We start from the raw sequence: 25,109 nt of genomic DNA, 5'->3' as shown, positions 1-25,109 counted from the left end.
AGCCGGGTGCACCTGGTCGACATGCACGCCGCGCTCGGCACCGCCGACCTCGCCGACGGCGTCCACCCCAACGCCGGCGGGTACGACAAGATGGCGGCCCGCTGGTACGACGCGCTGCGGTCGGTGCCCGGCAGCCTGATCCCGCCGGGACCTCCGGTCGGCAGCCCGGTCGGCCTGACCAACCCGAACTCCGGGCGCTGCCTGGACGTCTCGGGTGCCAGCACCACCGCTGGTGCCCAGACCATCATCCGGGACTGTCACGGCGGTGCCAACCAGCGCTGGACCCGTACCGCCGCCGGGGAGCTGCGGGTCTACGGCGACCGGTGCCTGGACGTGGACGCCGGGGGGAGCGCCGACGGCACCAAGGTGCAGATCTGGACCTGCAACGGCAGCGGCGCCCAGCGTTTCACCTTCCGCGCGGACGGGGCGATCGTGCTCACCGCCGTCGGCAAGTGCGTGGACGTGGCGTCCGCCGGCACCGCCAACGGCACCAAGGTGCAGCTCTGGACCTGTAACGGCACGGGCGCCCAGCGCTGGTCCGTGCGGTAGCGGTCGCGGGGCCAATCCGCCGCGGCCGCGGGTGGCGCGGGGTCAGTCGACCAGCGCCACCGGGGACCGGTCGCGGCGGGGCGCGGCGGCCAGCCCCAGCGCCAGCAGCGCGCACACCGCGCCGACCAGGAAGAGCAGCGAGGCCACCGGCTGACCGAGCCACTCCCACAGTGGGTGCCACGCCGGGTGCGACTCGCGGAGGTGGTGCTCCAACAGTTGCGGCGCGGCCAGCAGCACCGGCAGCCACCACAGCACCATGGTCGTGCCGAAGAGGACGCTCGCCGCGCCACTCACCCGGCGACCCTCGGTGCGTCGGCTCGCCCAACCGAAGACCAGCCAACCGGCCACCGCACCGAGCAGCGCGCCGAGCACCCCGGCGGGGGCCACCGCCGGCGGCGGCGCCCGGTGCACCTCGACCGCCAGATAGGTGGCGTCGAGGGCGGTCTGGGAGGAGACCGAGGCGTTCAGGATGGTGTCGCCGTGTCGGGCGACCAGGGAGGTGTCGGTGATCGCCAACGGAGTGGCGCACAGCTTGTCCGCGCAGCTCGTGCCGCCGGTCACCTCCGGGTCGTACACCCGCCAGCCGGCGTCGGTCAGGCGTTGCCGTGCCACCGTGACGATCTGCTCGGCGGGCACCGGTGGCGCGCCGAAGGCGGCGGCGCCGGTGGCGCTCTCCTGGTATTCGCCGCCGTCGCCGAGGAGCACCGTCTTGACGTTGCGCAGGCTCAGCGGCTGCCCATAGACCACGAAGAGGGCGGGCGGCGTGTCGATGTCGCCGAGGTCGTGCCCGGGGAAGACCTCGGTCAGGATGGCACCGGCCTCGGCCCGGTCGGGTTGCGGTCGAGAGGTCTCCCAGGCGGCCCGGCTGGCCAGCGCGCCGGCGAAGAGGCCGCAGATGACCGAGGCGAGCGCGGCCCATGCGACGACCGTGCGACTGGCGGGACGGCCGAGCCGGCAACGCAGCCCGGCCCGGACCAGGTCGGCGGTTTCCCGGACGGTGGGCCGGGTGCGGCCGGTCGGCGCCGTGTCGAGCAGCAGTGAGATCACCTCCGTGGCGCGGGCCTGCCGCCACTCGCGGGGATAGCAGCGCAGCAGCCGCCGGTACCGGCGGGCCAAGGAGGGGTCGGTCGGCGGCATGACCATCCTTCGGATCCGAGATCAGGCGGGGCGGGAACGCAGGTGACGCAGCCGCGCCTCGGCGGCAGTGGTGAGCTGGCGGAGCCGGGCCGTCTCCGCGTCGAGTGCGGCGATGCCGCCGCCGGTGAGCCGGTAGTAGCGGCGTAGCCGCCCGTCGACGGTCTCGTCGTGGTCGTGGGCGATCAACCCTTCGGCGGCCAGCCGGTCCAGCGCGGTGTAGAGGGTGCCGGCCAGCACGGTGACCCGCCCGTCCGACAGCTCGGAGACCTCGCGGACGATCCCGTAACCGTGCCGTGGACCGTTGGCGAGCGCGGTGAGGATGAGGAACGTCGGCTCGCGCATTCCTGCCATGCCAGCACTATAGATAGATCATCGATGCATAGGGAAGGATCTGGTCGGTTCCCCGTCGATGTTCACCACCCGCGGCCGGGATCAGCCAGGATTGGCGAGGCGGCCGGGCCATGGCCGCGACGAGGAGGGCGCGCGATGGGGGTACGGAAGCGGGTGACCCGGTACCGGCACGCCCGCGCCGGTGCGGCGCTGGCCACCCTGCTCACCGGTGCGGTGGTGCTGACACCGGGCGCGGCGGTGGCCGGCGCGGCGGTGGCCGGCGCGCCGGGGGCCGGGGCGCCGGTGTGCGACGTGCGCGACGAGCGGCTCACCGAGATCTCCGGGATGGTCGCCACGGACACCGGGTACGTGGTGGTCAACGACGGCGCCGACAACGAGGCCCGCCGTCAGATCTTCTTCCTCGACCGGCGCTGCGCGGTGGTGCGAACGGTCGGCTATCCCTCCCGGCCCCGGGACACCGAGGACCTGGCAATCGGCTCGGACGGCACGATCTGGGTCGCCGACATCGGCGACAACGACCGGTCCCGGGAGACGATCGCGCTGTGGCGGCTCGCGCCCGGCGCGGACCGGCCGGTGCTGCACCGGATGACGTACCCGGACCGCCCGCACGACGCGGAGGCTCTGCTGCTCGACGCCGACGGCCGGCCGTTGGTCGTCACCAAGGGAGGCAGCGGCACCGTCTTCCTGTACGCACCGGCTACCGCGTTGCGGCCGGCCGCAACGACGCCGCTGGCCTTGGTCGGCCAGGTGGTCCTGCCAGCCTCGACGACCAGCAACCCGTACTTCTTCGTCGGCCGGGGTGTGGTCACCGGCGCGGCGAGTGCGCCGGACGGGCGCCGGGTGGTGCTGCGCAGCTACGCCGACGCCTTCGAGTACGACGTGCCCGACGGCGACGTGGTCGCCGCGCTGACCACCGGCACCCCGCGGATCACCCCGCTGCCGGACGAGCCGCAGGGCGAGTCGATCACCTACAGCCGCGACGGCCGGTCGCTGCTCACCGTTTCCGAGTCTGCCAACCAGCCGCCGGGCACCCGTCCGGCGATTCTGCGGTACCCCACACCGACAGGGCCGGCTGCCTCCCCGCGTCCACCGGAGCCTTCCACCGCCGGCCCGGAGCCTTCCACCGCCGCCCCGGCCAGCCCGGCGGCCGGGAACGCGGGTGCCGCGGGCAACCGGACCTGGCCGGTGGCGGCGGGCGCCGGGACGCTGGTGGCGCTGCTCGGGCTGGCCGGGGTGCTGCGGTGGCGGCGCGCCGCCCGCCGATGACCGGTCCCTCAGTGGACCCGGGCAGCCGCCGGGGGCTCATCCGCGGCTGACCGATCTGACCGCCGAGCACCGGCCCGAGGAGTCGGGCCGATGCGACAGGATGGGTGGATGTCCGTGCTGTCCGCGTTACGCCACCCGATCGTCGCCGCCCCGATGGCCGGCGGCCCGTCCACGCCTGCGCTCGTGGCGGCCGCCTCCGCCGCCGGTGGGTTGGGCTTCCTGGCTGCCGGGATGATCGATACCGGCCGGCTGGCCGCCGACATCGCCGAGGTCCGCGCGCGCACCGACCGGCCGTTCGGGGTCAACGTCTTCCTGCCCGGTTCCGGCAGCGTCGACGAGGCCGCCATCCGGGCGTACGCCGACCGGCTCGCCCCGCAGGCCGGCCAGCATGGGGTGACCCTGGGCGAGCCGGTGGGCGACGACGATGAGTACCCGGAGAAGCTGGCGGCGTTGCTCGCCGACCCGGTCCCGGTGGTGTCCTTCGCGTTCGGGCTGCCCGACCGTGCCGCGGTGGCCGCCCTGCGCGAGCGGGGTACCGAGGTGTGGGCCACGGTCACCCGGCCGGACGCCGCCACTACCGCGGCCGAGCTCGGCGTGGACGCCGTGGTGGTGCAGGGCACCGAGGCCGGTGGGCATCGCGGCGGCCTGCCGGACGACGACGACTACGCGCTGCTGCCGCTGCTCCGGCTGGCCGCCGCCGGCTGTCGCCTCCCGCTGGTGGCCGCCGGCGGAATCGTCGACGGCCCAGGGGTGGCCGCCGTGCTGGCCGCCGGCGCCACCGCCGCGCAGCTCGGTACGGCGTTCCTGCGCTGCCCGGAGGCGGGCACCTCGCCGATGCACCGGGAGGCGGTGGCCAGTTGGACGCCGACCGCCCTGACCCGGGCGTACACCGGCAAGCGAGCACGTGGTGTGGTCAACGAGTTCCTGCGCCGGCACGACGCGACGGCGCCGACCGGCTACCCGCAGGTGCTGCACCTGACCCGCCCGCTGCTCGCCGCCGCCCGGCGCGACGGGGACGCCTCGGTGGTCAACCTCTGGGCCGGGCAGGCACATCCCCTCTCCCGGGACGTGCCGGCGTCCGCGCTGGTCGCCGAGCTGAGCGCCGGTGCTCGGGCCGCGTTGGCGGCGGCGGCCGAGCGGTCGACCCGCTGGGCTGAGCGGGCTGCCGACAACTGGCCCGGGCGGGCGGTACGGTCCGGGCGCGAAACCCGTAGAGTCGCGCCGTGATCGAGATCGGTGCGCAGGTCGACCTGTCCCACCCGCCTGACCGGGTCTGGCTCGCATTGACGGATCGGGAGCTGCTCGGCCGGTGGTTCGCCGAGGCCGAGACGGTGGCGGGCGTGCCGGACCGACTGGTGCTGCAGACGGCCGGGTTGCCTGGCTTCGACGCCAACGTCGAGGTCGAGGTGACCGAACGGCGGGTGCCGGAGCTGCTGGCGCTGCGCTGCGACGAGGCCGGCCGGCTCACCGAGCTGACCTGTGCCGTCACCGTCACGAAGCAGGGCTGCCGGCTGGCGGTCCGCGAGGTCACGACGCACGGCACCTGGTCCGCCGAGCAGAGCGAACCGCGCGAGCAGCAGCTCCGGCAGGCGCTGACCGTTCGCCTGCCGGCCATCCTCGACTGGCTCGCCTTCCAGCAGGTCGACCTTCGCCGCGGCGAGGCCGGGATGACGGCCGAACTGCCGATGATCGGCGCGGTCGGCACCGGACGCGCCCGGGCCCGCCGCCGCCGCACGGTGGTCGCGGTGCTCGCCGGTGCCGTACTGCTGGCGGGGCTGGCGGCGTGGGTCACGATGCCGGCCGAGTCGGACCACGCCGCCGCGCCACTCCCGACGACATCACCGACGCCGACCGTGGCGGCCGACGCGCCCACCGACACTCCGAAGGCGACGGCGGCCTCGGCGCGCCCCTCGCGGACCACCGCGTCGCCGACCACCAGCCCGAGCCGTACCCCGACGGCCAAGCCGTCCCGTACCCCGACGGCGGCCCCGCCGCCGCCGACGCAGCCGGTGACGGCCCGCTACGACACCGACTCCAGCCGGCTGTTCGGCTACACCGGCGAGGTGGTGGTCGAGAACCCGGGCAGCGCGCCGGCGGAGCAGTGGGCCGTGGTCGTCACCCTCGCCGAGGGCAGCACCATCGACGACGTCGACGGCGCGGACTGGCGGCAGGACGGGTTGGCGGTCACCTTCACCGGGCCGGCCGTGCCGACCGGCGGGTCGCAGACGTTCCGCTTCGACGTGCGCGACAGCCGGCCCAAGGCCAGGGAGCCGGAGGGTTGCACGGTGAGCGGCAACCCGTGCGCGGGCCTGTGACCCGAGCGCCGCTGCGGCGACCACCAGACCACGCCCACCGGTGCTCTCGGCCGACGGTGGGCGGCCCCGACCCGGGGATGGCCGGCCGGTAGGCCGTCCCTAGGCTGGCGGCATGGCACTGCTGCACCGGGCGACTCTGCGCCCCTCGAAGCTCGACCTGCTGGCGACCTGGCTGCCCGGCCGACCGTGGTACCACGGGCCGGCCGGCGTGGAGGTGCTGAGCCGCGGCGCCTACCGCTTCGACGACCCGGCCGGCGAGGTCGGCATCGAGACGATGCTGGTCGGCACCGCCGACGGGCCGGTCCACCAGGTCCCGCTCACCTACCGCGCCGCGCCCCTCGATGGCGCCGACGACTGGCTGGTGGGCACCACCGAGCACTCGGTGCTCGGCCCGCGCTGGGTGTACGACGGCTGCGCCGACCCGGTGTACGCCACGGCGCTGGCCCAGGCGATCCTCGCCGACACCGGTCAGGCGGAGCAGTACATCGAGGTCGACGGTCGGCGCGAACTGCGCGAGCCCACCATGACGATCGCCGCCAGCGGCGCCGGGGACGCCGACGTGGCACCGGTCGGCGCCGTGCGGCGGGTGGTCGACGAGGACACCACGCTGATCGTCACCGACTCCGTCGAGCTGGTCGTCGTCCGCCGGCCCGGGGGCGGGGACGCCGGTGCCTCCGGGGCCACCCTGCTCGGCACCTGGAACGGGCAGCCGACGAGCGTGCCGCTGGCGTACGCCCGGCCGCGCTGACGTCACGGCGGCCCGGTCCGCCCGTTCGCGGGTCGACGGACGGGCCGGCCGGCCGTTACGGTCGGGGCGTGGTCACCGTCGCCGACGTGCGAGCCCTCGCCCGGACGCTGCCGCGCAGCAGCGAGCACCTGATCCGGGACCGGGTGAAGTTCCGGGTCGGGTCGATCGTCTATGTCGCATTCTCGCGGGACGAGGCGACGATGGGCTTCGGGTTCCCGAAGCAGGAGCGGGCCGGGTTGGTCGCCGCCGAGCCGGAGTTGTTCTTCCTGCCAGGAGAGGCCGACCTGCGCTTCCACTGGGTGTGCTGCCACACCGCGCGACTGGACCACGGGTACATGACCGAGCTGGTCACCGAGGCGTGGCGGATGGTGGTGCCGAAGTTCCTGGCCCGGCAGCGGCTGGGCAGCTGACGGACGGCGGGCGGCCCGACTGCTCGGGCCGCCCGCCGCGCTCACCAGTGCGCCGGGGGTGGCGGCGGCGAGACCGGCGGCCGGTCGTCGCAGGTGATGGTGTTGGGCAGCAGCCACGGGGCCAGCCAGCCACCGTCGTTGCCGCCGAGGTCGGTCAACGCGAACTCCGAGCCGGCCGGGGTGAAGTGGAAGGACCCGCAGTTGTTGACGCCGACCGCCCCCACGTTGCGGGCGTCCACATTGGCGAACGAGGCCGATCCGGCCGTGCGGGCGCTGACCACCGAGGTGCCGGTGCCGTCGACCCGGATGTCCCGGAAGTGCACGTTGGTGATCGAGTAGAGGTCCTTCACCGGCCAGTCGCTGACCAGCATGATCGCGTTGTACGTGCTGTCGAGGTACGCGTCGCCGGCCACCTCGATGGTCGCGTCGATGCTCCGGTCCAGGGCGAAGAACCAGATCGCGCCAAGGCCGATGTTCCAGTTCAGCTCGTACGTGCCGGCCCGGGCGGTGGTGTTGTTGGTGATCCAGAGGTGCCCGGTGAACGGCTCCGCGCCGAAGCGGGAACCGACCTGGATGCCGCTGCCCTCGCGGACCGGATCGGCGATGAGGTTGTGCGAGACGGTGTTGTCCGTGCCGCCGTAGATGGCGATGCCGTTGGCCAGCGTGGGCGACTGCACCGTGTTGTGGTCGAACGTGTTCCGCGTGTTGGCTGTCTTCTCCGACCACATCGCCAGGCCGTCGTCGCCGGTGTTGCGCACGAAGTTGTGCGCGACGAGCGAGTTGGTCACGCCGGTGTGGAAGTTGAGCGCGTCCGCGATCTGGTCGACGATGATGTTGTTCGTGACGCGTACATTCGCCATCGGCCCGTCGAACCAGAGGCCCACCTTGGTGTGGTGCAGGTAGAGCCCGTCGATGGTCGAGTTGCTCATCGCCCCACCGATCGCGTTGACCTGGTCGGTGTCGACGCGCTCCCGGACGTCGCCCTCGATGGCGAAGCCCGAGAGGTGGACGTTCCGGCTGCCACCGTCGGCGGCGTCCCGGCCGTAGAAGCCGACGCCGGTGTGCACCGAGCCGTCCGGTGCGGGCGTGGGCAGGGCGACCTCCCGGCCCTTGATGATGGTGTACCAGTTGCCGGCGCCCTCGATGGTCACGTCGTCGACGATGATGTGCCGGTTGACCTGGTAGGTGCCTGGCGGGATGTACACCTTCAGGTGGGTGCGCCGGGCGAAGGCGATGGCCTTGTCCAGGGCATCGGCGGAGTCCCGCCGCCCGGTCGGGTCGGCGCCGAAGGCCAGCACGTTGGCCGCGAGCAGCCGGATGCGCGGCGGCGCGACCAGCTCGGAGTCGAGCAGGTCGATGACGGTCCAGGCGGCGGCGCTGCCGGCCGGCGCGGTGAGCCGGATCCGGTCACCGGCCCGGTAGGTGCGCCCGAGCAGGAGTCGCTGCTCGTCGTAGAAGTGGGTGGGCCGGAACGGCGTGCTGATGGTCGGGTACGGGGTGGTGGCCGACGGCACGCACGAGCACTCGGTGATCCACCAGTCCGGGTGCAACAGCCCGGCCTGGGGGTCGTTGGAGAACGGGTACTGGTTGTAGAGCCACGAGTACTGCGAGGTCAGCGTCATGCTGCGCAGGTGCTTGCCGTTGACCGCGACGCCCAGCGGTGCGGTGATCCCGCCGCCCTGCGGCGCGTCCGGGATGCTGTACCGCACGGTGATGGCGTTGGCCGCGCTGGGCAGGACGAACTCCACGTACCGGCCCGGGGTGAGCCGGACGGCCCGACGGCCGGAGGCCTCCGCGGGCAGTGTGTACGCGGACCGGTCCGGACCGATGATCTCGCCGTTGGTGCGGGCGTTCTCCGCCTCCTGCTCGACGAAGTCGACGTCGGCGCCGCGCCCGGCGACCAGAGCCGGGTCGAGGGCGGCCCGGGTGACCACCGGCGCCGCTCCGGAGGGCGTGGGTGGACCGGCGACGGCCACGGTGGGCCCGCCGACCAGCGTGGTGAGGGCAGTCGCGAGCGCGACTGCGGTGGCGACCGATCGGCCCGGGCGTCCCCGCGCCGGCATGATGCTCCGAAACATCGGTGACCCTCCTGTGTGGGTGGTGGTGGAGGTCCGCCCGGCGTTCCCCCGACGCCCGACATTGATCGTCATGATGCAGCACCGAACACTGTGCTGCAAGACACCTATCGAACAACGAAAAGAAGCGACAGTTTGCCCGCAAGAACTGAACGGGCAGCGAACCGACGTGTCGTGCGTCACCTGGGCCCGGCCAGGTCACCCCGGGCGTAGGCTGGCCGACGTGGATCAAGAAGACCGGATCGCCCTTTTCCTGGACTACGAGAACCTCGCGTTGGGGGCGCGCGACAACCGTGCCGGCGCGGACTTCGACTTCCGGCCCATCGCCGACGCGCTGGCCGAGCGGGGGAGGGTGGTGGTGCGGCGGGCGTACGCCGACTGGTCGTACTTCGACGAGGACCGCCGGATGCTCACCCGGTCCCACGTCGAGCTGATCGAGATCCCACAGCGGATGGGCGCCTCCCGCAAGAACGCGGCCGACATCAAGATGGCGGTGGACGCGATCGAGTTGGCCTTCGAGCGCGACTACATCTCCACCTTCGTGATCTGCAGCGGCGACAGCGACTTCACCCCGCTGGTGCACAAGCTCCGCGAGCTGAACAAGCGGGTCATCGGCGTCGGGGTCGAGGGGTCGACCTCGGCGCTGCTCCCGCCAGCGTGCGACGAGTTCCTCTACTACGACCGGCTGGAGGGTGTGGACATCCCACCGACCAGCAGCCGGCGCGGCCGTCCGGTGCGGCAGCCCGGCCCGGACCAGCGACCGCCCGAGCCGGAGCGCGAGCACGTGGCGCCGGAGCGGGAACGGGAGCCGGAGGCGGAGCGTCGGCCGGCGGGGGAGGAGCCCGGCCGGGACGTGGATGCCCTCGCCGTGCTGGTGGCCCAGACGGTGGCCGGGCTGCAGGGCAGCGCCAGCGGCGAGGTGACCGCCTCCCGGCTCAAGCGCACGCTGCTGCGCAAGGACCCGACGTTCAGCGAGTCCGACTACGGGTTCCGCACCTTTGGTGAACTGCTGCGCCACCTCGCCGGGCACAACGTGGTCGAGCTGGCCGAAGGCCCCGCGAAGGGCGACCCCGAGGTCTCGCTGCCCGAGCATGGTGACCGGGAGGTGGCCTTCGGCCTGCTCCGTGGCGTGGTGGCGGAGCTCGGCAGCGGCGGCAATCCGGTGGCGCTGTCCGGGCTGAAGAACCAGCTGCGCAGGGCCCGCCCCGACTTCAGTGAGAAGAAGCTCGGCTACCGCAGCTTCCTCCAGTTCTGCAAGGCCGCCGCGACCAGTGGCGCGGTCGACCTACGGTGGAGCCCCGAAGCCGACGACTACCTGCTCACCGCGCAGGGGTGAGTGCGGGCGCAGGCAGCGTCTGATCCGTGGCCTGTTTCGTTGCTCAGGATGGGAGGAAACCGCCGGTACGGTCCTTCCTCGTCAGCAGGCGGCCGGAAATGTGACTGAATTGCGGTTTTTGCCACGGTTGCAGCCCACCTGTGCCGTACCCCTGGCCGGCGAATTGCTATACGGTCGGCGAATGATGGTGGAGGAGCACTGGTGGAACGGAGACACGACCCCACGCGGGCGTCGGGACGTGTACATCCGTACTGACGGGCAGGGTTGGGAGGTCCGCGCCCAGATTGGTGGGGCGTCGGGTCGTGAGCGGGTGCAGCAGTGCCCCAGCCGGGCCTCGGCGGCCATCCTCGCCGACGCCTGGCGCGGTACCCACCCTTCCTGGCGCGAACTGAAGCGCTGATCCGGCACCGGGCCGGGCCGGCGACGCGCCCGGGCACCAGCCCGGCGCGGTCATCGGCCGGCCCGGTGTTCGACTCCCCCTGACGGTGCCAGGGTGCGGGTCACTGCTTCTGGACCATGACTGAGGCGACCTCCGCCACAAGCGCTAGCGGCTGCCCTTCGCTGGTCTGCGGCCTTACCTGGCCGACTTAGCGGGTTCCTGCCCTGTCGGCCGTGTCCGCCGCGCCAGTCGGGGTACCAGGAGAGGGTAGGCACCCGCCCGATGGAGGTCGTCGCCCATGTCCCAGGAGCCCGATGAGGAGAGCCCTCAGATCGACGAGGAGGCGCGGGAGGCCCAGCGTCGGCTCGCCGTGTTCGACGACCGGTCTGACCGGTCCGACGGGTCCGACGACGCGCTGACCGACGAGGACGCCCGGGAGCCGGACGACGCCCCTACCGACGAGGATGCCGAATAGGTCAGTCGGGCGGCTCTGCCAGCCGCTCCATCCGGTTCCAACCGGTCCAGCCACGCTCGCGCATCAGTTCCACCATCCGCTCCGTCCGCGGGTCGGACTCGACGGCAAGTGCGTCCAGAAGGTCAAACGGTAGATCGTCGTGCCCCAGGTCGCCGAGGCCGGCCTCACCGGAGGCGTATGCCTGCTCGGCCAGGCCGGCCATGATGTCGGCGGCTTCCTCCAGACGCCGGTCGTCGCCTGCGTCGCACTCGAGGATCTCCGACAGGACCCGATAGAGCCGAACGATTTGCGGGTCGTCGAGCATCGCGAATTTTCCGGACATCACCTCGGGGATCCGATCCGGCCAGCGCGCCGCAACCAGGATCCACCCGTCCCGTTCGGACTCCACCATTCGCTCTGACACCCCCATCTCCCGAAGCCGATCGAGATAGGAGGTCACCTCCGGTGGGAGCGCCAGGCTGTCCCCGGCAGCGAGCTGCGCGATCTGCTTGCGGCTGGTCTCCAGCCGTTCGATCTCGTCGCGCAGGTGGCTGTCGATTCTCTCGACAACTTCGGCAAACGTCGACGGGTCGGCTTCGAGCATCCGACTGATCTGCGACAGCGGCACGCCTGCGTCGGCGAGGGTGCGGATCTTGATGAGGGACACGACTGCCATTGCGCCATACCGCCGGTAACCCGAGGCATCCCGCTCCGGCTCGGGCAGTAGTCCGATCTGGTGGTAGTGCCGCACCGCCCGCACTGTGACGCCGGCGTACTCCGCCAGTTGACCGATCGTCAGCATGCTCTGATCCTGCCCTCAACTCGCCCAGACCGGTCGACGCCGGTTCAGGAGATTCTGCGACGGTAGGACATGTTGGCGAAGATGTAGGCAACGACGAGGATGCCGACGCACCAGGCGAGGGCGGTCCAGATGTCCGCGCCGACCGGCTGCTGGGTGAACAGGTCTCGGATCGCGTTGACGATGGAGGTCACCGGCTGGTGCTCGGCGAAGGCGCGCACCGGACCGGGCATGGACTCGGTGGGCACGAAGGCCGAGCTGATGAACGGCAGGAAGATGAGCGGGTACGAGAACGCGCTCGCGCCGTCCACGGACTTTGCGGTGAGGCCGGGGATCACGGCGATCCAGGTCAGCGCCAGGGTGAACAGGACCAGAATGCCGGCGACCGCGAGCCACCCCAGCACGCCCGCCCCCGTGCGGAAGCCCATGAGGAGGGCGACGAGGACGACGACCACGAGTGAGATCAGGTTGGCGACCAGCGAGGTCAGCACGTGCGCCCACAGCACCGAGGATCGTGCGATCGGCATGGACTGGAACCGTTCGAAGATGCCGCCCTGCATGTCCAGGAAGAGCCGGAAGGCGGTGTAGGAGATTCCCGAGGCGATCGTGATGAGCAGGATGCCGGGCAGCAGATAGTTGACGTACGAGCCGGTCCCGGTCCCGGTCTCGATCGCGCCGCCGAAGACGTAGACGAACAGCAGCATGAAGGCGATCGGCATGATCGCGGTCGTGATGATGGTGTCGGGGCTGCGGCTGATGTGGCGCAGCGAACGTCCCAGGAGGACGGTGGTGTCGCCGAGGAAGTGCTTGTTCATCGTTGTTCCTTGTCCGTCCTGGCGCCGACGAGGGTGAGGAAGACGTCCTCGAGGCTCGGCTGCTTCTCGACGTACTCGACCTTGGCGGGTGGGAGGAGCTGCTTGAGCTCGTTGAGGGTGCCGTTCACGATGATCCGGCCCTCGTGGAGGATCGCGATCCGGTCGGCGAGCTGCTCTGCCTCGTCGAGATACTGAGTCGTCAGCAGCACGGTCGTGCCGCCCTCGGCGAGCTTCTTGACCGCCTGCCACACCTCGATGCGCGCCTCCGGGTCCAGCCCGGTCGTCGGCTCGTCGAGGAAGATGACCGGCGGATCGCCGATGAGACTCATCGCGATGTCCAGACGGCGGCGCATGCCACCGGAGTACGTCGCCACCCTCCGGGCGGCCGCCTCGGTCAGCGAGAAGCGCTTCAGTAGGTCGTCCGCGATGGTGCCCGGGTCCTTGAGATGCCTCAACTTGGCGACCAGGACGAGGTTCTCCCGCCCGGTGAGGATCTCGTCGACCGCCGCGAACTGCCCGGTGAGACTGATGGACTCGCGTACGTCGGCGGCCTGCGTCGCGACATCGAAGCCGTTGACCCGGGCAGCCCCTGCGTCGGCCTTGAGCAGCGTGGACAGGATCTTCACCACTGTGGTCTTGCCCGCCCCGTTTGAGCCGAGCAGGGCGAAGATGCTGCCCCGTGCCACGTCGATGTCCACGCCGCGCAGCACCTTCAGCTGCTTGAACGACTTTTCCAGGCCTTGCACGCGTATCGCGGGTTGCTCGACCCGATCGGTTGTAGGTGGGGTGCTCATGACCGCCAGCATGAAGGGTTGACGCAGCGTCAGGGTCAAGCCCGCAAGCAGATTCGATTCGCGGTCAGGAGACCGGAACCGGAAGCACCACGCCCTCGGCCGCCGACCGGTGCGCCAGCTCGATCAGCTCAACGGTGGCAACCGAGTCCCGTGGATCCACGGGCATCGGCGCGCCATCCCGCAGCGCCGCCGCCACCTGCTGGTAGAAGCTCTGGTAGGCGCCGGGCTCGGTGGGCACCGGCCGCAGGTCACCGTCGACACCGAGCAGGCCGTACCGCTCCGGCGGGACCTCGCCCCAGCCCGGCTGGTCCGGCCGGCCGCCCTCGTGCAGCGCCGCCTCCTGCACGTCCAGCCCGTACGTCGTGTAACCGGCCCGGTCGCCGAGCACCCGCAGTCGCGGCCCGAGCTGAGCGGTCATCGCGCCCATCCACAGGTGCGAGTGCACCCCGGTGGCGTGGGTCAACGCCACGAACGCGTCGTCGTCGACCGCGGCGCCCGCGCGACGACGGTCCACCTCCGCGTAGACGCGGTCGACCGGGCCGAAGAGCTGCACCGTCTGATCGATGAGGTGGGCGCCGAGGTCGAACAGGGCGCCGCCGGCCTCCTCGGGACCGGCAAGCTCCCGCCAGCCCGGCTTGATCGTCGGACGGAACCGCTCGAACCGGGACTCGAAGCGGAGCACCCGTCCCAGCTCGCCCTGCTCCACCAGGCGGCGGGCGGTCAGGAAGTCGCCGTCCCAGCGGCGATTCTGGAACACGGTCAGCGGCACTCCCTGGCGGTCGGCCTCCTCGACCAGCGCCCGACTCTCGGCGGCGGTGGGGGCCAACGGCTTGTCCACCACCACCGGCAGACCGGCGGTCACCGCAGCCCGAGCCATCGGCACATGCAGCCGGTTCGGCGTCGCCACCACGACCAGGTCCAGCGCGTCGGGCGTACGCCACAGCTCGTCGGCGTCGTCGACCAGGCGGGCGTCCGGGAAGTGCTGCCGGGCCTGCTCGCGTCGCTGCGGATCACGGGTCATGATGGCGTCCAGCCGCAGCCCGGGCGTCGCGGCGATCAGCGGCGCGTGGAACACCCGGCCCGCCAGCCCGTAACCCAGCAGACCGACCCGCAGCGCCTCCGCCATGCCGTACTCCCGTCTCCCGGTCCGCGTCTCGGTGACGGCGGTCCCGCTGATCGAATCTACGCCCCGGCTGGTCAGGCCCGACCCGAGCCCGGGTGGACAACGGCGCAGACCGAGTGGCCGCCCCGATCCGGGGCATCACTCGGTTGAGGGCGATACCTGTGAGTCATAGATATGACTCACAGGTATCACGCTCGAAAGACAGACATGCCCGGTGCGCGCCACGCCGGACTGCTCATCCTGAGCCGCGGCAGCGCGCTGGTCAGGCGGCCGGGTCGGCGCGCAGGTAGGTGAGCACCGCGAGCACCCGACGGTTGGTGTCGTCGTTGGGCGGCAGGTCGAGCTTCAGCAGGATGTTGCCGACGTGCTTGCCGACCGCCGCCTCGGTGACGTGCAGCCGGCCGGCGATCGATGCGTTGGACCGGCCCTCGGCCAGCAGCGCCAGCACCTCACGTTCCCGGGCCGAGAGTGCGGCGAGCGGGTCACGCGGGCGGTGCAGCAGTTGCCGGATCACGTCCGGGTCGATGGCCGTGCCGCCGGCGGTGACCCGGCGCAGCGTGTCGACGAACTCGGTCACCTCCGCCACCCGGTCCTTGAGCAGGTAGCCCACGCGCTGGCCGTCGCCGCTGTCCAGCAGCTCTGCGGCGTACCCGGTCTGCACGTACTGGCTCAGCACCACGACCGGCAGTTGGGGCCGCTCGGCGCGCAGCGCGACGGCCGCGCGCAGCCCGTCGTCCCCCCGCCCCGGTGGCATCCGGATGTCGGTCAGCACCAGGTCCGGCTGGTGGGCGCGGGCCGCGTCCAGCAGCTCCGGCGCGGAGCCGACGGCGGCGCACACCGCGAAGTCGAAGCGGGTCAGCAGCGCGACCAGGCCCTCTCGCAGCAGCACCTCGTCCTCGGCGAGCACCACCCGGGTCACCGACGACATGGCAGCTCCACCCGGATCAGGGTGGGCCCGTCGGGCGGGCTGGCCAGCAGCAGCCGACCGTCGGCAGCCGCGACCCGGTCGGCGAGGCCGGTCAGGCCGGTACCCCGGGCCGGGTCGGCGCCGCCGCGGCCGTCGTCGGACACCTCGACGACGAGATCCGCGCCGACCCGGGTGAGGCGCACCTCGGCGTGGGTCGCCCCGGCGTGCCGGGCCACGTTGCCCAGTGCCTCGGACACCACGAAGTAGGCGGTGGTCTCGACGATCTCCGGCAGTGCGCCGTCGAGGTCGGTGCGCACCGTGACCGCGACGGTGGCCGCGTCGGCCAACTCCCGTACCGCGCCGGCCAGGCCGAGGTCGGTGAGAGTCTGCGGCCGGATGCCGTGCACCAACTGCCGGAGCATCACCATCAGACCCCGGGCCTGGTTGTGGGCGACGGCCAGTGGGCGGGCCGCGGGGGAGTCGTCGGGCACGTCCAGCCGGGCCAGGCCCAACTGGAGGGTGAGGCTGGTCAGCCGGGGTTGCGCACCGTCGTGCAGGTCACGCTCGATCCGACGACGTTCGGCCTCGTACGCGCCGACCAGCCGGGTCCGGGACCGGGCGACCTCGCGCAGCGCCGTCGCGTCGACCGGCCAGGCCAGCGCCCACCGCGCCACGGCGGCCTGGGCGGCGGCGAGCAGCCCGGCCGCGTACCAGAGCACCGGGATGAGCAGCACACCCACGATCGCGTACGGGGGCGCCTCGCTGGCGGTGTCCACCGTGCCCCACACCACGATGACCTCGTTGGCGTCGCCGGCCAGCCAGGGGCTGGCGACCAGCCCGAGGTCGAGGAGCACCAGCAGCAGGAACACCCAGTACGCGACCGGAACGAACCCGCCGAGCCAGAACAGGTACGCCACCTCCCGCCAGCCGGCGGCAGTGCGGTAGCGGGCAGCCAGGCCCTGCCACCGGGAAGGGGGCAACGGTCGGCCGTCCACGAGGCCGAGCCGCCACCGCTCGACGGCGGCCACCGGGAAGCTCGCGAGCGGCGCCAGCGCCAGCAGAGTGAGGCTGCCGACCGCCAGGAACAGCATGAGCCCGATCTCGGGCGGCCGGCCCTGTAGCCGTACCGCGTTGACGGCTGCCAGCAGCGGCGCGACGATGACGAGCAGCCCGGCGGCGAGCGCGCCGGCGATCGGCACGGTGCTGACCAGGTAGACCAGCGCGCGCCAGGGCCAGGCGGAGATCAGCCAGCGGCGGCGGCGCAGCGCGTCGGCCAGGTGACGGGGGTGTTCCGGGGTCATGCCGCAGACGCTAATCGCCAGCGTACGGGTCGACCCAGCCGTCCAGATCCACTTCTGAGGTATGCCCAGCCCTACCCTCGCCACCCGGACGCCGGCCGCAGGTCGGGCGGAACGGGTGTGGCGCGGCCGGAAATGGGAAGAACGCGCCGTCACGCGGCACCGCGTGACCTGCGTTGGCGGCGGCTGGAGTGACATGGGTGCCAGAACCTTCGTGGTGGTCGGCGGTACCAGCGGGCTCGGCCTCGCGGTGGCCCGGCTGCTGGTCAACGAGCACCAGGTCGTGGTGTTCGGCAATGTGGCGGGCGAGGTCGCCGCGGCGACCGACGAGCTGGGGTGCGACGGCGCGCTCTGCGACGTCTCCTCCTACGAGCAGGTTCGTGAGGCGTTCGCCGAGGTGGTCGGGCGTTACGGCAGGATCGACGGGGTGGCGGCCTGCGCGTCGATGTGGGCGGGCGGCGACCTGGCGGACCTCGCCGTGGAGCACATCCGGCGGGCCGTGGACATCAACGTACTGGGCATCACGTACCTGCTCCGGGAGGTGCTGGAGCACCTGCACCGGCAGGGCCACGGGAACGTGGTGTACATCGGCGCGCTGGCGCTGGCGGCCCCCCGGCCCGGCATCCCGGTGTACCGGGCCACCAAGAGCTACGGCAGCAGCCTGGTCGATTCGCTGGCCGAGGCCCAGCACAGCAACCAGATCAAGGTGATGCAGCTACATCCCGGGCCGATGCCGACCCGCCTGCAGGAACGGGTTGGCGCCGAGTTCCTGGACGAGGTGTACGCCATGCCCGAGCAGGTCGCCACCGAAGTCGTCCGGCTGCTGCTGCTCGAACCCGACGATCTCTACGTCTCCGGCGAACGCGTGCTACGCGCGGACGGGCGGTGGTGACGGCGGCAGCCGGACCCGCCGACCGTCCGGCCTCGGCGTGGGCGCCGCTGCGGACCGCGGCCTACCGCAACCTGTGGCTGGCCCTGCTCGCCGCCAACATCGGCACCTGGATGCAGACGGTCGGCGCGCAGTGGTTGCTGATCCACCACTCCAACGCCTCCACCCTGGTCGCCCTGGTCCAGACCGCCAGCCTGCTGCCGGTGCTGCTGCTGGCGCTGCCCGCCGGCGTGCTGGCCGACAACTTCGACCGCCGACATCTGTTGATCGCCGTGCAGCTGTTCCTGGTCGTGGTGGCGCTGGCGCTGACCCTGCTCACCGTTACCGACCGGATGCCGCCGGCGCTGCTGCTCACGCTCACCTTCGCGTTCGGGGTCGGGCAGGCGCTCACCCTGCCGGCCTGGGCGGCGGTGATCCCGGAGCTGGTGCCGCAGGGTCAACTGCGGGCGGCGTCCGCGCTCGGTTCGATCAGCGTGAACGCGGCGCGGGCGGTCGGGCCGGCGGTGGCCGGCGTGCTGATCGCGCGGACCGGTGTCGCCCCGGTCTTCGCGCTCAATGCCGTCGCGTTTCTGATCTTCACGTACGCGTTGGTGCGCTGGCGACCCGGCAACGCTCGTGCGGTCGAGGTGCCCGAGCGGTTCGCCGCAGCGCTGCGCGCCGGTGGCCGCTACGTGAAGCACTCGCCGACCGTGCGTCGGCTGCTGCGCCGCTCCCTGGTCTTCGTGGTCCCGGCCAGCGCACTCTGGGCACTGTTGCCGCTGGTGGCTGCCCGGCGGCTCGGGCTGGGCTCCGGCGGGTACGGGCTGCTGCTGGCCGCCCTCGGGGTCGGGGCCATCGTGGGTGGGCTGCTGCTGGCCGTGATCCGGACCCGGCTGTCGGCCAATCAGCTCCTGCTGATCGCCGGGGTGCTGTTCACCATCTCGCTGACCGTGGTCGGCGCGGTACCGGTGGTGCCGCTGGTGCTCCTCGCCCTGCTGCCCGCCGGGATGGCCTGGGTGACGGTGCTGGCCAACGTCAACGCCGAGATGCAGCTCTTCCTACCGAGCTGGGTGCGGGCCCGGGGGTTGGCCGTCTACCAGGTGTGCTTCGCCGGTGGGCAGGCAGTCGGTGCGCTCGTCTGGGGGCTGTTGGCCGACGTGGCCGGGCTGGTCCCCGCCTATCTCGCGGCGGCGGGGTTGATGCTGGTCGGCACCGTGACCAGTCAGATCTGGCCGCTTCCGGACCTGCGGACGGTGAACCGTGACCCGGCGGCCTACTGGCCGGAACTGCACCTGGCGTACGAGCCGGACCCCGGGGTGGGGCCGGTGCTGGTGACGGTGCAGTACACCGTCCAGCCGGAGCGGACGCAACCGTTCCTGGTCGCGATGGACCTGGTGCGTGGCGCCCGCCAGCGGACCGGCGCGATGCGTTGGGGGCTGTTCCGGCCGGCCGAGACCACGAACCTGTTCGTCGAGGTGTACGTGGTGCCGTCCTGGGGCGAGCACCTGCGCCAGCACGGCGGCCGGTTGACGGGCGAGGACCGCCAGGCCGAGGAGCGGGCGCGGGAGCTGACCGACGGCGAACCGGAGGTTCGTCACCTGGTGCCGGCCGCCGCCGGCCCGACGCTGCGCGACAACGACGAAGGTGTGTGATCCGGCGGCTGCGCGTCAACGCGGCGTCACAATCGCGCTGATCGGCGTAGTGGACGCGTGAAAGCCGTCGCCGACGCCCGCCACGGTGCGCTGATATGGCCAATGGCGGGTCCGAGGTACGGGCCGTCGCCCTCGCCGGAGGCGTGCTGTGGTTGTCGATCAGGAGCAGAGGACCGCGGCGGCCGGCGGATCGACGCCGACCGGAATTAGTGTGGCGATCGGTTGGGCGGTCATGATCGGCGCGGCGCTGCTCGCGGGGGCGCTGTTCTCCCCGGCGGAACTGCCGGCCCGGACGCTGCTCATGTCTGTCGCCGCCGGGGCGTACGCGGCGGTGGTGGCCGATCTCCGCGCGGTCGTCGCGGTCACCGGGCTGGCCATGGCCACCTTCGTCGGCTTCCTCGCCCACCGCTTCGGTGAGCTGACCGGCGGCGGGGACGCCTGGTCGTACGCCATCGTGATCGCCTTCGCGGCCACGCTCGGGGCGGGATACCGCTGGTTGCGGTCGATCGCCCCGGCGGGCGACTAACCGTCGGGCCGGCGCGCGACGTACGGCGTACGCCCGCGTTGTTAGGATTGCCGCACCATGGCGAGTGAGCGCAAGGCGACGGCGGACCCGGCCCGCAGCCTGGCCATCCTCTGGCGCACCCGGGAGCCGACCAGCCGCAGCGCCGGGCCGGGGCTCAGCGTCGACCGGATCGTGCGGGCCGCCATCGGCATCGTGGACGCCGAGGGCCTCGACGCGCTGACCATGCGCCGGGTCGCTGAGGCGCTGGGCGTCGGCACGATGTCGGTCTACACCTACGTGCCGGGCAAGGCCGAACTCGTCGACGTCCTGATCGACACGGTGTACGGCGAGATGCCCCGCGCCGCCGTCGCGGGGGACTGGCGGGCCCGGCTGGAGCGGATCGCCCGGGACAATCTCGTGCTCTACCAGCGCCATCCCTGGATGCTGCGGGCCGAGACCACGACCCGGCCGGTGCTCGGTCCCCACCTGCTGGCCAAGTACGACCACGAGCTCACCGCGATCGCCGACATCGGGCTCACCGACGTGGAGATGGACGCGGTGCTCACCCTCGTCCTCGGGCACGTGAAGAGCGCTGCGCGTGCCGCGTCCGAGGTGGTCGACCTGGAGCGGGAGACCGGCATGACCGACGGCCAGTGGTGGCAGTCGCACGCGCCCTGGCTGGAGACGTTCATGACGGCCGGCAGCTATCCGACCGCCGCGCGGGTCGGTACCGCGGCGGGCCAGCAGCACGGCGCCGCGTACGGGCCGGAGTACGCCTTCGAGTTCGGCCTGCAACGCGTCCTCGACGGCATCTCGGTGGTGGTCGCCGAGCGGGCGGCCGCCGGCCAACCCGGGTAGCCCGACCCGATCGCCAGCCGGTGTCGCCCGGTCCGGGGTACCGCGCCACCAGGGGACGGTCCGCCTCGACGACCGTGATCCGCCCGGACCCGGCGGAACCCGCCCAGCCACCGCCCTTCGGGTGGTACGACTGGGACGGCGGTGGCATCGGGGGCCGGGAAGGATGGCGATGGCGAACGGGCTTCCCGGGCGGCTGCTGCAGCGGCGGGAAGACCCGCGCCGGGCGTCGTTCCTGGAACTCTTCTTCGACCTGGCCTTCATCTTCGCGCTGACCCGGCTGTCCCGGGCACTGCTCAACGACCTCAGCCTCCACGTCGCCTTCCAGGTGCTCCTGCTGCTGGCCGCGATCTGGTGGGTGTGGTTCGTGACCGCCTGGTCGGCGGACTGGTTCGACCCGCGTACCCCGCTGATCGTCGCCCTGCTGCTCTGGGTGATGTTCGGCGGGCTGCTGATGGCCGCCGTCGTGCCCACCGCGTTCGGCAGGCACGCCATGGTGTTCGCCGTCGCGTACGTGGCCATCCACCTGGGCCGGGCCGCCCTGCTGATCCCCGCCCTGCGGGGGCACCCGCTGCAGCTGCGTACCGCCCGGGTGGCGATCTGGTTCGCCGCCTCCGGCGTGCTGTGGGTGGTCGGGGCGGCCGTCGCCTCGGCCCGGGAGGTGCTGTGGACCCTCGCCCTGGTCCTGGAGTACGTCCTGGCGCGCCTGGGCTGGCCGACGCCGCGGCTCGGCCGCAGCTCCTGGCCGGACCTCCAGGTGAACGGCGAACATCTCTCGGAGCGCTACCAGCAGATCTTCATCATCGCGTTGGGTGAGCTGATCCTGATTTCCGGCCTCGCGTACGGCGACTCCGGCTTCGACTGGCACCGCACCCTGGCGTTCGCCGGGGCGTTCCTGACCGCGGTGGCCCTCGCCCGGCTCTATCTGGTGCCCGCCGGCGGGCGGCTGGGCGCCGCCATCGAAGCGGCCGGACCGCCCGGTAGCCGGCTCGCGCTGCTTGCCGGCTACCTGCACCTCGTCATGATCGCCGGGGTCCTGGCCACGTCGGTCGGCATGGAGTTGGCGATCACCGACCCGAGGTCGCGCGAGCCGGCCGCACTGGCCGTGGCCGTCACGGGTCCGGTGCTGTTCCTGCTCGGGCGGATCCTGCTCTCGGTGGTGGTCGACGGCAGCCTGTCCTGGCCCCGGCTGATCGTGGTGCCGATGATCGTGGTGGCCGGCTTCGCGAGCGTGGAGCTGCCACTGCTCGGTGCCGGCGCGATCGTCACCGTCCTGCTTCTGATGGTGATCGCGGCCGAGGATCTGCTGGACCGGAGTCGCTGGCGCCGATCGGCCCACGCGGGCGTGGCCGTTGAACGGCGGCGGCATGGGTAGCCACCCGGAGTCGCCGCGCAACCGCGACGGGCCGGGGCGGTACGACATCGTGGAGTTGCGCGTGCACGGCGTGTCCGGGGCGCGACCGGAGCGGATCCTCGACCGGACGGACGTCCAGCAGGTCGCCGGCGACCGCAGTGGCGGCTTCCACCGCCCGGTGCCCGAGCGGCCGGACGACGCCGCCGACCCGGACGGGGTGACGCTGGAGGCGTACCGGTGGGCCGACCTGCCCTCGGGCACCGTGGCCCGGACGCTGTCCCTGGTCTTCCTGCTGCCGTTCATGCTCAGCAACGTGGCGGTCTGGATGCGACCGGTCGACCGGCGGAGCGGACCCGGTGTTTCCGTGCTGTGCCGGCTCCTCGCGCTCAACCTCACCGTGGTGTACGTGCTGTCGATCGCCGGGGTCGCGCTCGACCTGCTCGCCTGGCGGTGTCTCGAGGTCGCCCAGTGTCCGGCACCCTTCACCACGATGACCGAGCTCAACGGCCGGCAGGTGGGGCAGCGACTGGCGGTGCTGGCTCTGCTCCCGGTCGCCGCCGTCGCCTTCCTCCGCCTGCTCGGAACCCGCCGATCCCGTCCGGCCGGCAACCCGCTGTGGGCCGTCGAGCCACTGGTGGGACGGCTGCGGGCGATCCACGTGGCCGCCGCGCTCGCCGTGCTCGACGCGGTGTTGCTCGCGGCCCGTTCCACCGGCGGCCGGACGGCGTGGACGACCGTGCTGCTGGCGCTCAGCGGAGCGGTGCTGCTGGCCTGCGTCGGCCTGCTCGCCGCCCCCGGGCTGCTGGACGGGGCGTCGACCGCGCGGGCGGCCACCCGGACCGCCGGTACCTTACGGGCGTTGGCGTACGGCCTGAGCGTGGCCACCTTCGCCGCCGTCGCCCTGGACGGGCGCGACTGGCCGTCGTCGGCCGGGCTGCCGGGCTACGACCAGATCGCCGGCTGGGCGAAGCTAGGCCAGATGACGCTGCTGGTAGCGCTCAGCGGGCTGGTGCTGTGGCACCACGGCCGGGGGGACCGCCAATCCCCGCTGGCGCGTGGGCTGGGCGCGGCGGTCATCGCGGCTATCGCGGTCGGCCTGGCCGGCGCGTTCGCCTCCGATCTGGTCTACCAGACCGGGCACCTGCTCGGCGGCTACCACGGCGACGGTGGGCCGCCGCTGTCGTACCGGTGGACGATCCTGGCATTCTTCCTCCACGTGGCCGCGGCGGCGGTGCTGTGCGGCGCGTTGACCCTCACCTCGCGGCGCCGCCGATGGCGGGCCGCGGCGGCGATCACCGCCCGGGACTTCCCGGTGCCCCCGCCGGGAGCCGCCGGGCAGCTGCGGCGGGTGACGAAGGCCATCGCCCAGGCGCGGTTCACCGAGTGGCTGGGAATGCTCGCCGTGACGTACGCGGCGCTGGCGGCGATCGGCCTGACCACGAGCCTGCTGGGCCTGTTCGGGCTCGAACCGGACCAGTTGGCGCGGCGCCTTTTCGGGCTGCCGGCTGGGGCCGTCGGTGTCGGCCTCGCCGTGGGCAGCTACCTCACCGCCGGCGTGGTGCTCGCCCTGCTGTTGGGTGGGATCCTCGCCTACCGGACGGCATGGTTCCGCCGGCACGTGGGGATCCTGTGGGACCTGGGCACCTTCTGGCCCCGGGCCGCCCACCCGTTCGCACCCCCGAGCTACGCCGACCGCGCGGTGCCGGAACTGGCCGACCGGATCACCCAGCTCACCGAGCGACACGCCGGGGTGCTGCTCTGCGGGCACAGCCACGGCTCGGCGCTGCTGGCCCTCGCGGTGCTGCGGCTGCCCGCGGAGGTGCGCCAACGGGTCGCGCTGCTCACCTACGGGTCCCCGCTGAACCGCCTGTACGCCCGGCTGTTCCCGGCGTACCTGAACGAGGAGGTGCTCCGCGAGGTGGGGAAGCGGATCGGGTGGCGGTGGTTGAACCTGTGGCGGGACACCGACCCGGTCGGCGGCTGGATCTTCGCGGCGCACCGGCCCGGCGATCCGCCTCTGGACCCCGCCGACCCCGCCGCACGGGTCGACCGGCGGCTGCGGGACCCGCGGGACGTGGTGCCGCCGTCGGGGGAACGTCAGCCACCGCCGCTGCGGGGACACCAGCCGGGCGAGTCCGATCCGGAGTTCCGGGCGGCGGTGCGCGAGCTCGCCGGACGACTACGCGACCAGGGTCGCACCTGAACGGTCGACGGATCCGGGGTCGTCGGGAGCCGATCGTCACCGGTCCTCCGGCAGCCGTTCGGACTCCGCGACCACCGCACGGACCTTGCGCAGGGTGGCGTCGGGCGAACGGATCGCGGCACGCCACCGGTCGAGCGTCCGGGTGAGCACCCGGACCACGAACTGCAACTGGTTGACCTGTTCGCGCAGCACCCCCAGCTCCGATCGGGCGCTCAGCGCCTCTTCCTCCAACTCGGTGATCCGGCTCTGCAGTGGTTGCACCAGGGTGATGGCGGCCTCGGTGAGGGTGTCGGCGGCGTCGGCCTTGAACTTGCCGCGTTGCACCACGACGGTGGCGATGGCGGCCAGGCCGGTGGTGCCGCCGAGGATGCCGAAAACGCTGAGCGCCACCTGCAGCCACGGGGGTGCGTCGGGCGCCGGTGTGGAGATCACGTGACACCGCCTTCTACCGGTGCGTCGCCTATGCACTGGCTGGCCTGGGCCAGCCGGCGCAGGTCGATGGCGATCTGAGCGGCGCGCCACAGGGACCCGACCGCGAGCGCGGTGATGAACGACGCCGCCGCGGTGGCCTGTCGGCCCGACACGACCAGCAGCGCCATCGTGTACATGCCGCTGATGGTGCCGAACACCAGGACCGACGCGAGCTCGATGCCGCGCCCGGTGGCGAGCCGGCCGGGCCACAGGATGCCCAGCATGCCGCCCACACCGACCAGGACCAGACTGATCTCCCAGCCGAACTGGATCGGCAACGGCATGGACATCTGGACCGACGTGGGTCGGACGCCGAGCAGCAGCATGAGGACACCGCAGATGGGAGCCATGGCCAGGGCGGCCATCTCGAACGGCTGATGCCGGGACCGGATGCGCAGATGCCCCACGGCAACTCCCTGGTCGAGGACCATCGTCACCCGCCGAC

Annotated in this window: 26 protein-coding genes; 15 read left to right on the top strand and 11 right to left on the bottom strand. The window is 72.5% G+C overall.

What is annotated here, in order from left to right:
* Positions 1–6 precede the first annotated feature (6 nt).
* Positions 7–549: an RICIN domain-containing protein gene (locus OG990_RS19665; protein ID WP_406076638.1), complete on the top strand. Its 543-nt coding sequence runs from the start codon at positions 7–9 to the stop codon at positions 547–549.
* Positions 550–591: 42 nt separating this feature from the next.
* Here OG990_RS19665 and OG990_RS19660 read toward each other — a convergent pair whose 3' ends face one another.
* Positions 592–1,686 (bottom strand): hypothetical protein, encoded by a 1,095-nt coding sequence (locus tag OG990_RS19660; RefSeq protein WP_406076636.1) that lies wholly within the window; start codon positions 1,684–1,686, stop codon positions 592–594.
* Between the two features lie 21 nt (positions 1,687–1,707).
* Complete coding sequence (locus OG990_RS19655) at positions 1,708–2,028, bottom strand: helix-turn-helix transcriptional regulator (RefSeq protein WP_328426421.1); 321 nt, start codon at positions 2,026–2,028, stop codon at positions 1,708–1,710.
* A gap of 144 nt (positions 2,029–2,172) precedes the next feature.
* Here OG990_RS19655 and OG990_RS19650 point away from each other — a divergent pair, with 144 nt between their 5' ends.
* The 5 genes from OG990_RS19650 (at position 2,173) to OG990_RS19630 (ending at position 6,776) form a co-directional block, all read left to right on the top strand.
* Complete coding sequence (locus OG990_RS19650) at positions 2,173–3,303, top strand: hypothetical protein (protein WP_406076635.1); 1,131 nt, start codon at positions 2,173–2,175, stop codon at positions 3,301–3,303.
* A 108-nt stretch (positions 3,304–3,411) separates the two neighbouring features.
* Entirely contained in the window at positions 3,412–4,530 is a 1,119-nt protein-coding gene (locus OG990_RS19645) for a nitronate monooxygenase (protein WP_406076634.1), read from the top strand.
* Entirely contained in the window at positions 4,527–5,618 is a 1,092-nt protein-coding gene (locus OG990_RS19640) for a cellulose binding domain-containing protein (RefSeq protein WP_355607523.1), read from the top strand. The genes OG990_RS19645 and OG990_RS19640 overlap by 4 nt, the downstream gene beginning before the upstream one ends.
* A 112-nt stretch (positions 5,619–5,730) precedes the next feature.
* Entirely contained in the window at positions 5,731–6,366 is a 636-nt protein-coding gene (locus tag OG990_RS19635) for a CG0192-related protein (protein ID WP_406076632.1), read from the top strand.
* A 68-nt stretch (positions 6,367–6,434) separates the two neighbouring features.
* A complete protein-coding gene (locus tag OG990_RS19630; RefSeq protein ID WP_328425504.1) occupies positions 6,435–6,776 on the top strand; it encodes an MmcQ/YjbR family DNA-binding protein in 342 nt (113 codons plus the stop codon).
* A 41-nt stretch (positions 6,777–6,817) separates the two neighbouring features.
* Here the strand turns inward: OG990_RS19630 and OG990_RS19625 are convergent, their stop codons facing one another.
* A complete protein-coding gene (locus OG990_RS19625; protein ID WP_406076631.1) occupies positions 6,818–8,854 on the bottom strand; it encodes a glycosyl hydrolase family 28-related protein in 2,037 nt (678 codons plus the stop codon).
* A 220-nt stretch (positions 8,855–9,074) separates the two neighbouring features.
* Between OG990_RS19625 and OG990_RS19620 the strand changes: the two genes are divergently transcribed.
* The 3 genes from OG990_RS19620 to OG990_RS19610 all read left to right on the top strand — a co-directional run bounded on the left by OG990_RS19620 (position 9,075) and on the right by OG990_RS19610 (position 11,041).
* Positions 9,075–10,187, top strand: a complete 1,113-nt coding sequence (locus tag OG990_RS19620) for an NYN domain-containing protein (RefSeq protein ID WP_386988735.1) — start codon at positions 9,075–9,077, stop codon at positions 10,185–10,187.
* Positions 10,188–10,368: 181 nt separating this feature from the next.
* Complete coding sequence (locus tag OG990_RS19615; protein WP_252419515.1) at positions 10,369–10,587, top strand: hypothetical protein; 219 nt, start codon at positions 10,369–10,371, stop codon at positions 10,585–10,587.
* Between the two features lie 277 nt (positions 10,588–10,864).
* Entirely contained in the window at positions 10,865–11,041 is a 177-nt protein-coding gene (locus OG990_RS19610) for a hypothetical protein (RefSeq protein WP_328425513.1), read from the top strand.
* A 1-nt stretch (position 11,042) separates the two neighbouring features.
* On the opposite strand, the gene OG990_RS19605 is transcribed toward OG990_RS19610, so the two are convergent.
* From OG990_RS19605 to OG990_RS19580, 6 genes are all read right to left on the bottom strand, one after another.
* Entirely contained in the window at positions 11,043–11,822 is a 780-nt protein-coding gene (locus tag OG990_RS19605; protein ID WP_406076629.1) for a MerR family DNA-binding transcriptional regulator, read from the bottom strand.
* 44 nt (positions 11,823–11,866) lie between these two features.
* Positions 11,867–12,634, bottom strand: coding sequence for an ABC transporter permease (locus OG990_RS19600; RefSeq protein ID WP_328425517.1), 768 nt, complete (start codon positions 12,632–12,634; stop codon positions 11,867–11,869).
* Positions 12,631–13,428 (bottom strand): ABC transporter ATP-binding protein, encoded by a 798-nt coding sequence (locus OG990_RS19595; RefSeq protein WP_406076628.1) that lies wholly within the window; start codon positions 13,426–13,428, stop codon positions 12,631–12,633. The genes OG990_RS19600 and OG990_RS19595 overlap by 4 nt, the downstream gene beginning before the upstream one ends.
* Positions 13,429–13,492: 64 nt before the next feature.
* On the bottom strand, positions 13,493–14,554 hold the full coding sequence (locus OG990_RS19590; protein WP_406076626.1) for a Gfo/Idh/MocA family oxidoreductase: 1,062 nt from the start codon (positions 14,552–14,554) through the stop codon (positions 13,493–13,495).
* A 259-nt stretch (positions 14,555–14,813) separates the two neighbouring features.
* Entirely contained in the window at positions 14,814–15,479 is a 666-nt protein-coding gene (locus OG990_RS19585; protein ID WP_406076624.1) for a response regulator, read from the bottom strand.
* The gene (locus OG990_RS19580) at positions 15,467–16,759 is read right to left on the bottom strand and encodes a histidine kinase (protein WP_406076623.1); all 1,293 of its coding nucleotides are present in this window, start codon (positions 16,757–16,759) and stop codon (positions 15,467–15,469) included. The genes OG990_RS19585 and OG990_RS19580 overlap by 13 nt, the downstream gene beginning before the upstream one ends.
* 193 nt (positions 16,760–16,952) lie before the next feature.
* Here OG990_RS19580 and OG990_RS19575 point away from each other — a divergent pair, with 193 nt between their 5' ends.
* From OG990_RS19575 to OG990_RS19550, 6 genes are all read left to right on the top strand, one after another.
* On the top strand, positions 16,953–17,648 hold the full coding sequence (locus tag OG990_RS19575) for an SDR family oxidoreductase (RefSeq protein WP_328425527.1): 696 nt from the start codon (positions 16,953–16,955) through the stop codon (positions 17,646–17,648).
* The gene (locus OG990_RS19570; protein WP_406076621.1) at positions 17,642–19,276 is read left to right on the top strand and encodes an MFS transporter; all 1,635 of its coding nucleotides are present in this window, start codon (positions 17,642–17,644) and stop codon (positions 19,274–19,276) included. The genes OG990_RS19575 and OG990_RS19570 overlap by 7 nt, the downstream gene beginning before the upstream one ends.
* A 148-nt stretch (positions 19,277–19,424) precedes the next feature.
* Positions 19,425–19,802: a hypothetical protein gene (locus OG990_RS19565; RefSeq protein ID WP_406076619.1), complete on the top strand. Its 378-nt coding sequence runs from the start codon at positions 19,425–19,427 to the stop codon at positions 19,800–19,802.
* Between the two features lie 57 nt (positions 19,803–19,859).
* Positions 19,860–20,639 carry a TetR/AcrR family transcriptional regulator gene (locus tag OG990_RS19560; RefSeq protein ID WP_328425533.1) on the top strand — a complete coding sequence of 260 codons (780 nt, stop codon included), beginning with the start codon at positions 19,860–19,862 and terminating at the stop codon, positions 20,637–20,639.
* 169 nt (positions 20,640–20,808) lie between these two features.
* On the top strand, positions 20,809–22,011 hold the full coding sequence (locus tag OG990_RS19555) for a low temperature requirement protein A (protein ID WP_406076617.1): 1,203 nt from the start codon (positions 20,809–20,811) through the stop codon (positions 22,009–22,011).
* Positions 22,004–24,193, top strand: coding sequence for a hypothetical protein (locus OG990_RS19550; protein ID WP_406076615.1), 2,190 nt, complete (start codon positions 22,004–22,006; stop codon positions 24,191–24,193). Before OG990_RS19555 ends, OG990_RS19550 begins: the two co-directional genes overlap by 8 nt.
* A gap of 36 nt (positions 24,194–24,229) precedes the next feature.
* Here OG990_RS19550 and OG990_RS19545 read toward each other — a convergent pair whose 3' ends face one another.
* Together OG990_RS19545 and OG990_RS19540 are read right to left on the bottom strand one after the other, a co-directional pair.
* On the bottom strand, positions 24,230–24,625 hold the full coding sequence (locus tag OG990_RS19545; protein WP_386988704.1) for a hypothetical protein: 396 nt from the start codon (positions 24,623–24,625) through the stop codon (positions 24,230–24,232).
* The gene (locus tag OG990_RS19540) at positions 24,622–24,990 is read right to left on the bottom strand and encodes a hypothetical protein (protein ID WP_406076613.1); all 369 of its coding nucleotides are present in this window, start codon (positions 24,988–24,990) and stop codon (positions 24,622–24,624) included. Before OG990_RS19540 ends, OG990_RS19545 begins: the two co-directional genes overlap by 4 nt.
* Between the last annotated feature and the right edge of the window lie 119 nt (positions 24,991–25,109).

Source organism: Micromonospora sp. NBC_00858 (genome assembly GCF_045207365.1).
Classification (GTDB): Bacteria; Actinomycetota; Actinomycetes; order Mycobacteriales; family Micromonosporaceae; genus Micromonospora.
The sequence above is the reverse complement of the archived record's forward strand: the minus strand, read 5'-3'. Positions and strand labels throughout refer to the sequence as shown.

Coding starts and splice junctions, on each gene's coding strand:
- OG990_RS19660 (WP_406076636.1), bottom strand. CDS start 1,686: ATGCCGCCGACCGACCCCTCCTTGGCCCGCCGGTACCGGCGGCTGCTG.
- OG990_RS19655 (WP_328426421.1), bottom strand. CDS start 2,028: ATGCGCGAGCCGACGTTCCTCATCCTCACCGCGCTCGCCAACGGTCCA.
- OG990_RS19650 (WP_406076635.1), top strand. CDS start 2,173: ATGGGGGTACGGAAGCGGGTGACCCGGTACCGGCACGCCCGCGCCGGT.
- OG990_RS19645 (WP_406076634.1), top strand. CDS start 3,412: ATGTCCGTGCTGTCCGCGTTACGCCACCCGATCGTCGCCGCCCCGATG.
- OG990_RS19635 (WP_406076632.1), top strand. CDS start 5,731: ATGGCACTGCTGCACCGGGCGACTCTGCGCCCCTCGAAGCTCGACCTG.
- OG990_RS19625 (WP_406076631.1), bottom strand. CDS start 8,854: ATGTTTCGGAGCATCATGCCGGCGCGGGGACGCCCGGGCCGATCGGTC.
- OG990_RS19615 (WP_252419515.1), top strand. CDS start 10,369: ATGATGGTGGAGGAGCACTGGTGGAACGGAGACACGACCCCACGCGGG.
- OG990_RS19610 (WP_328425513.1), top strand. CDS start 10,865: ATGTCCCAGGAGCCCGATGAGGAGAGCCCTCAGATCGACGAGGAGGCG.
- OG990_RS19605 (WP_406076629.1), bottom strand. CDS start 11,822: ATGCTGACGATCGGTCAACTGGCGGAGTACGCCGGCGTCACAGTGCGG.
- OG990_RS19600 (WP_328425517.1), bottom strand. CDS start 12,634: ATGAACAAGCACTTCCTCGGCGACACCACCGTCCTCCTGGGACGTTCG.
- OG990_RS19595 (WP_406076628.1), bottom strand. CDS start 13,428: ATGAGCACCCCACCTACAACCGATCGGGTCGAGCAACCCGCGATACGC.
- OG990_RS19590 (WP_406076626.1), bottom strand. CDS start 14,554: ATGGCGGAGGCGCTGCGGGTCGGTCTGCTGGGTTACGGGCTGGCGGGC.
- OG990_RS19585 (WP_406076624.1), bottom strand. CDS start 15,479: ATGTCGTCGGTGACCCGGGTGGTGCTCGCCGAGGACGAGGTGCTGCTG.
- OG990_RS19580 (WP_406076623.1), bottom strand. CDS start 16,759: ATGACCCCGGAACACCCCCGTCACCTGGCCGACGCGCTGCGCCGCCGC.
- OG990_RS19575 (WP_328425527.1), top strand. CDS start 16,953: ATGGGTGCCAGAACCTTCGTGGTGGTCGGCGGTACCAGCGGGCTCGGC.
- OG990_RS19560 (WP_328425533.1), top strand. CDS start 19,860: ATGGCGAGTGAGCGCAAGGCGACGGCGGACCCGGCCCGCAGCCTGGCC.
- OG990_RS19555 (WP_406076617.1), top strand. CDS start 20,809: ATGGCGAACGGGCTTCCCGGGCGGCTGCTGCAGCGGCGGGAAGACCCG.
- OG990_RS19550 (WP_406076615.1), top strand. CDS start 22,004: ATGGGTAGCCACCCGGAGTCGCCGCGCAACCGCGACGGGCCGGGGCGG.
- OG990_RS19540 (WP_406076613.1), bottom strand. CDS start 24,990: ATGCTGCTGCTCGGCGTCCGACCCACGTCGGTCCAGATGTCCATGCCG.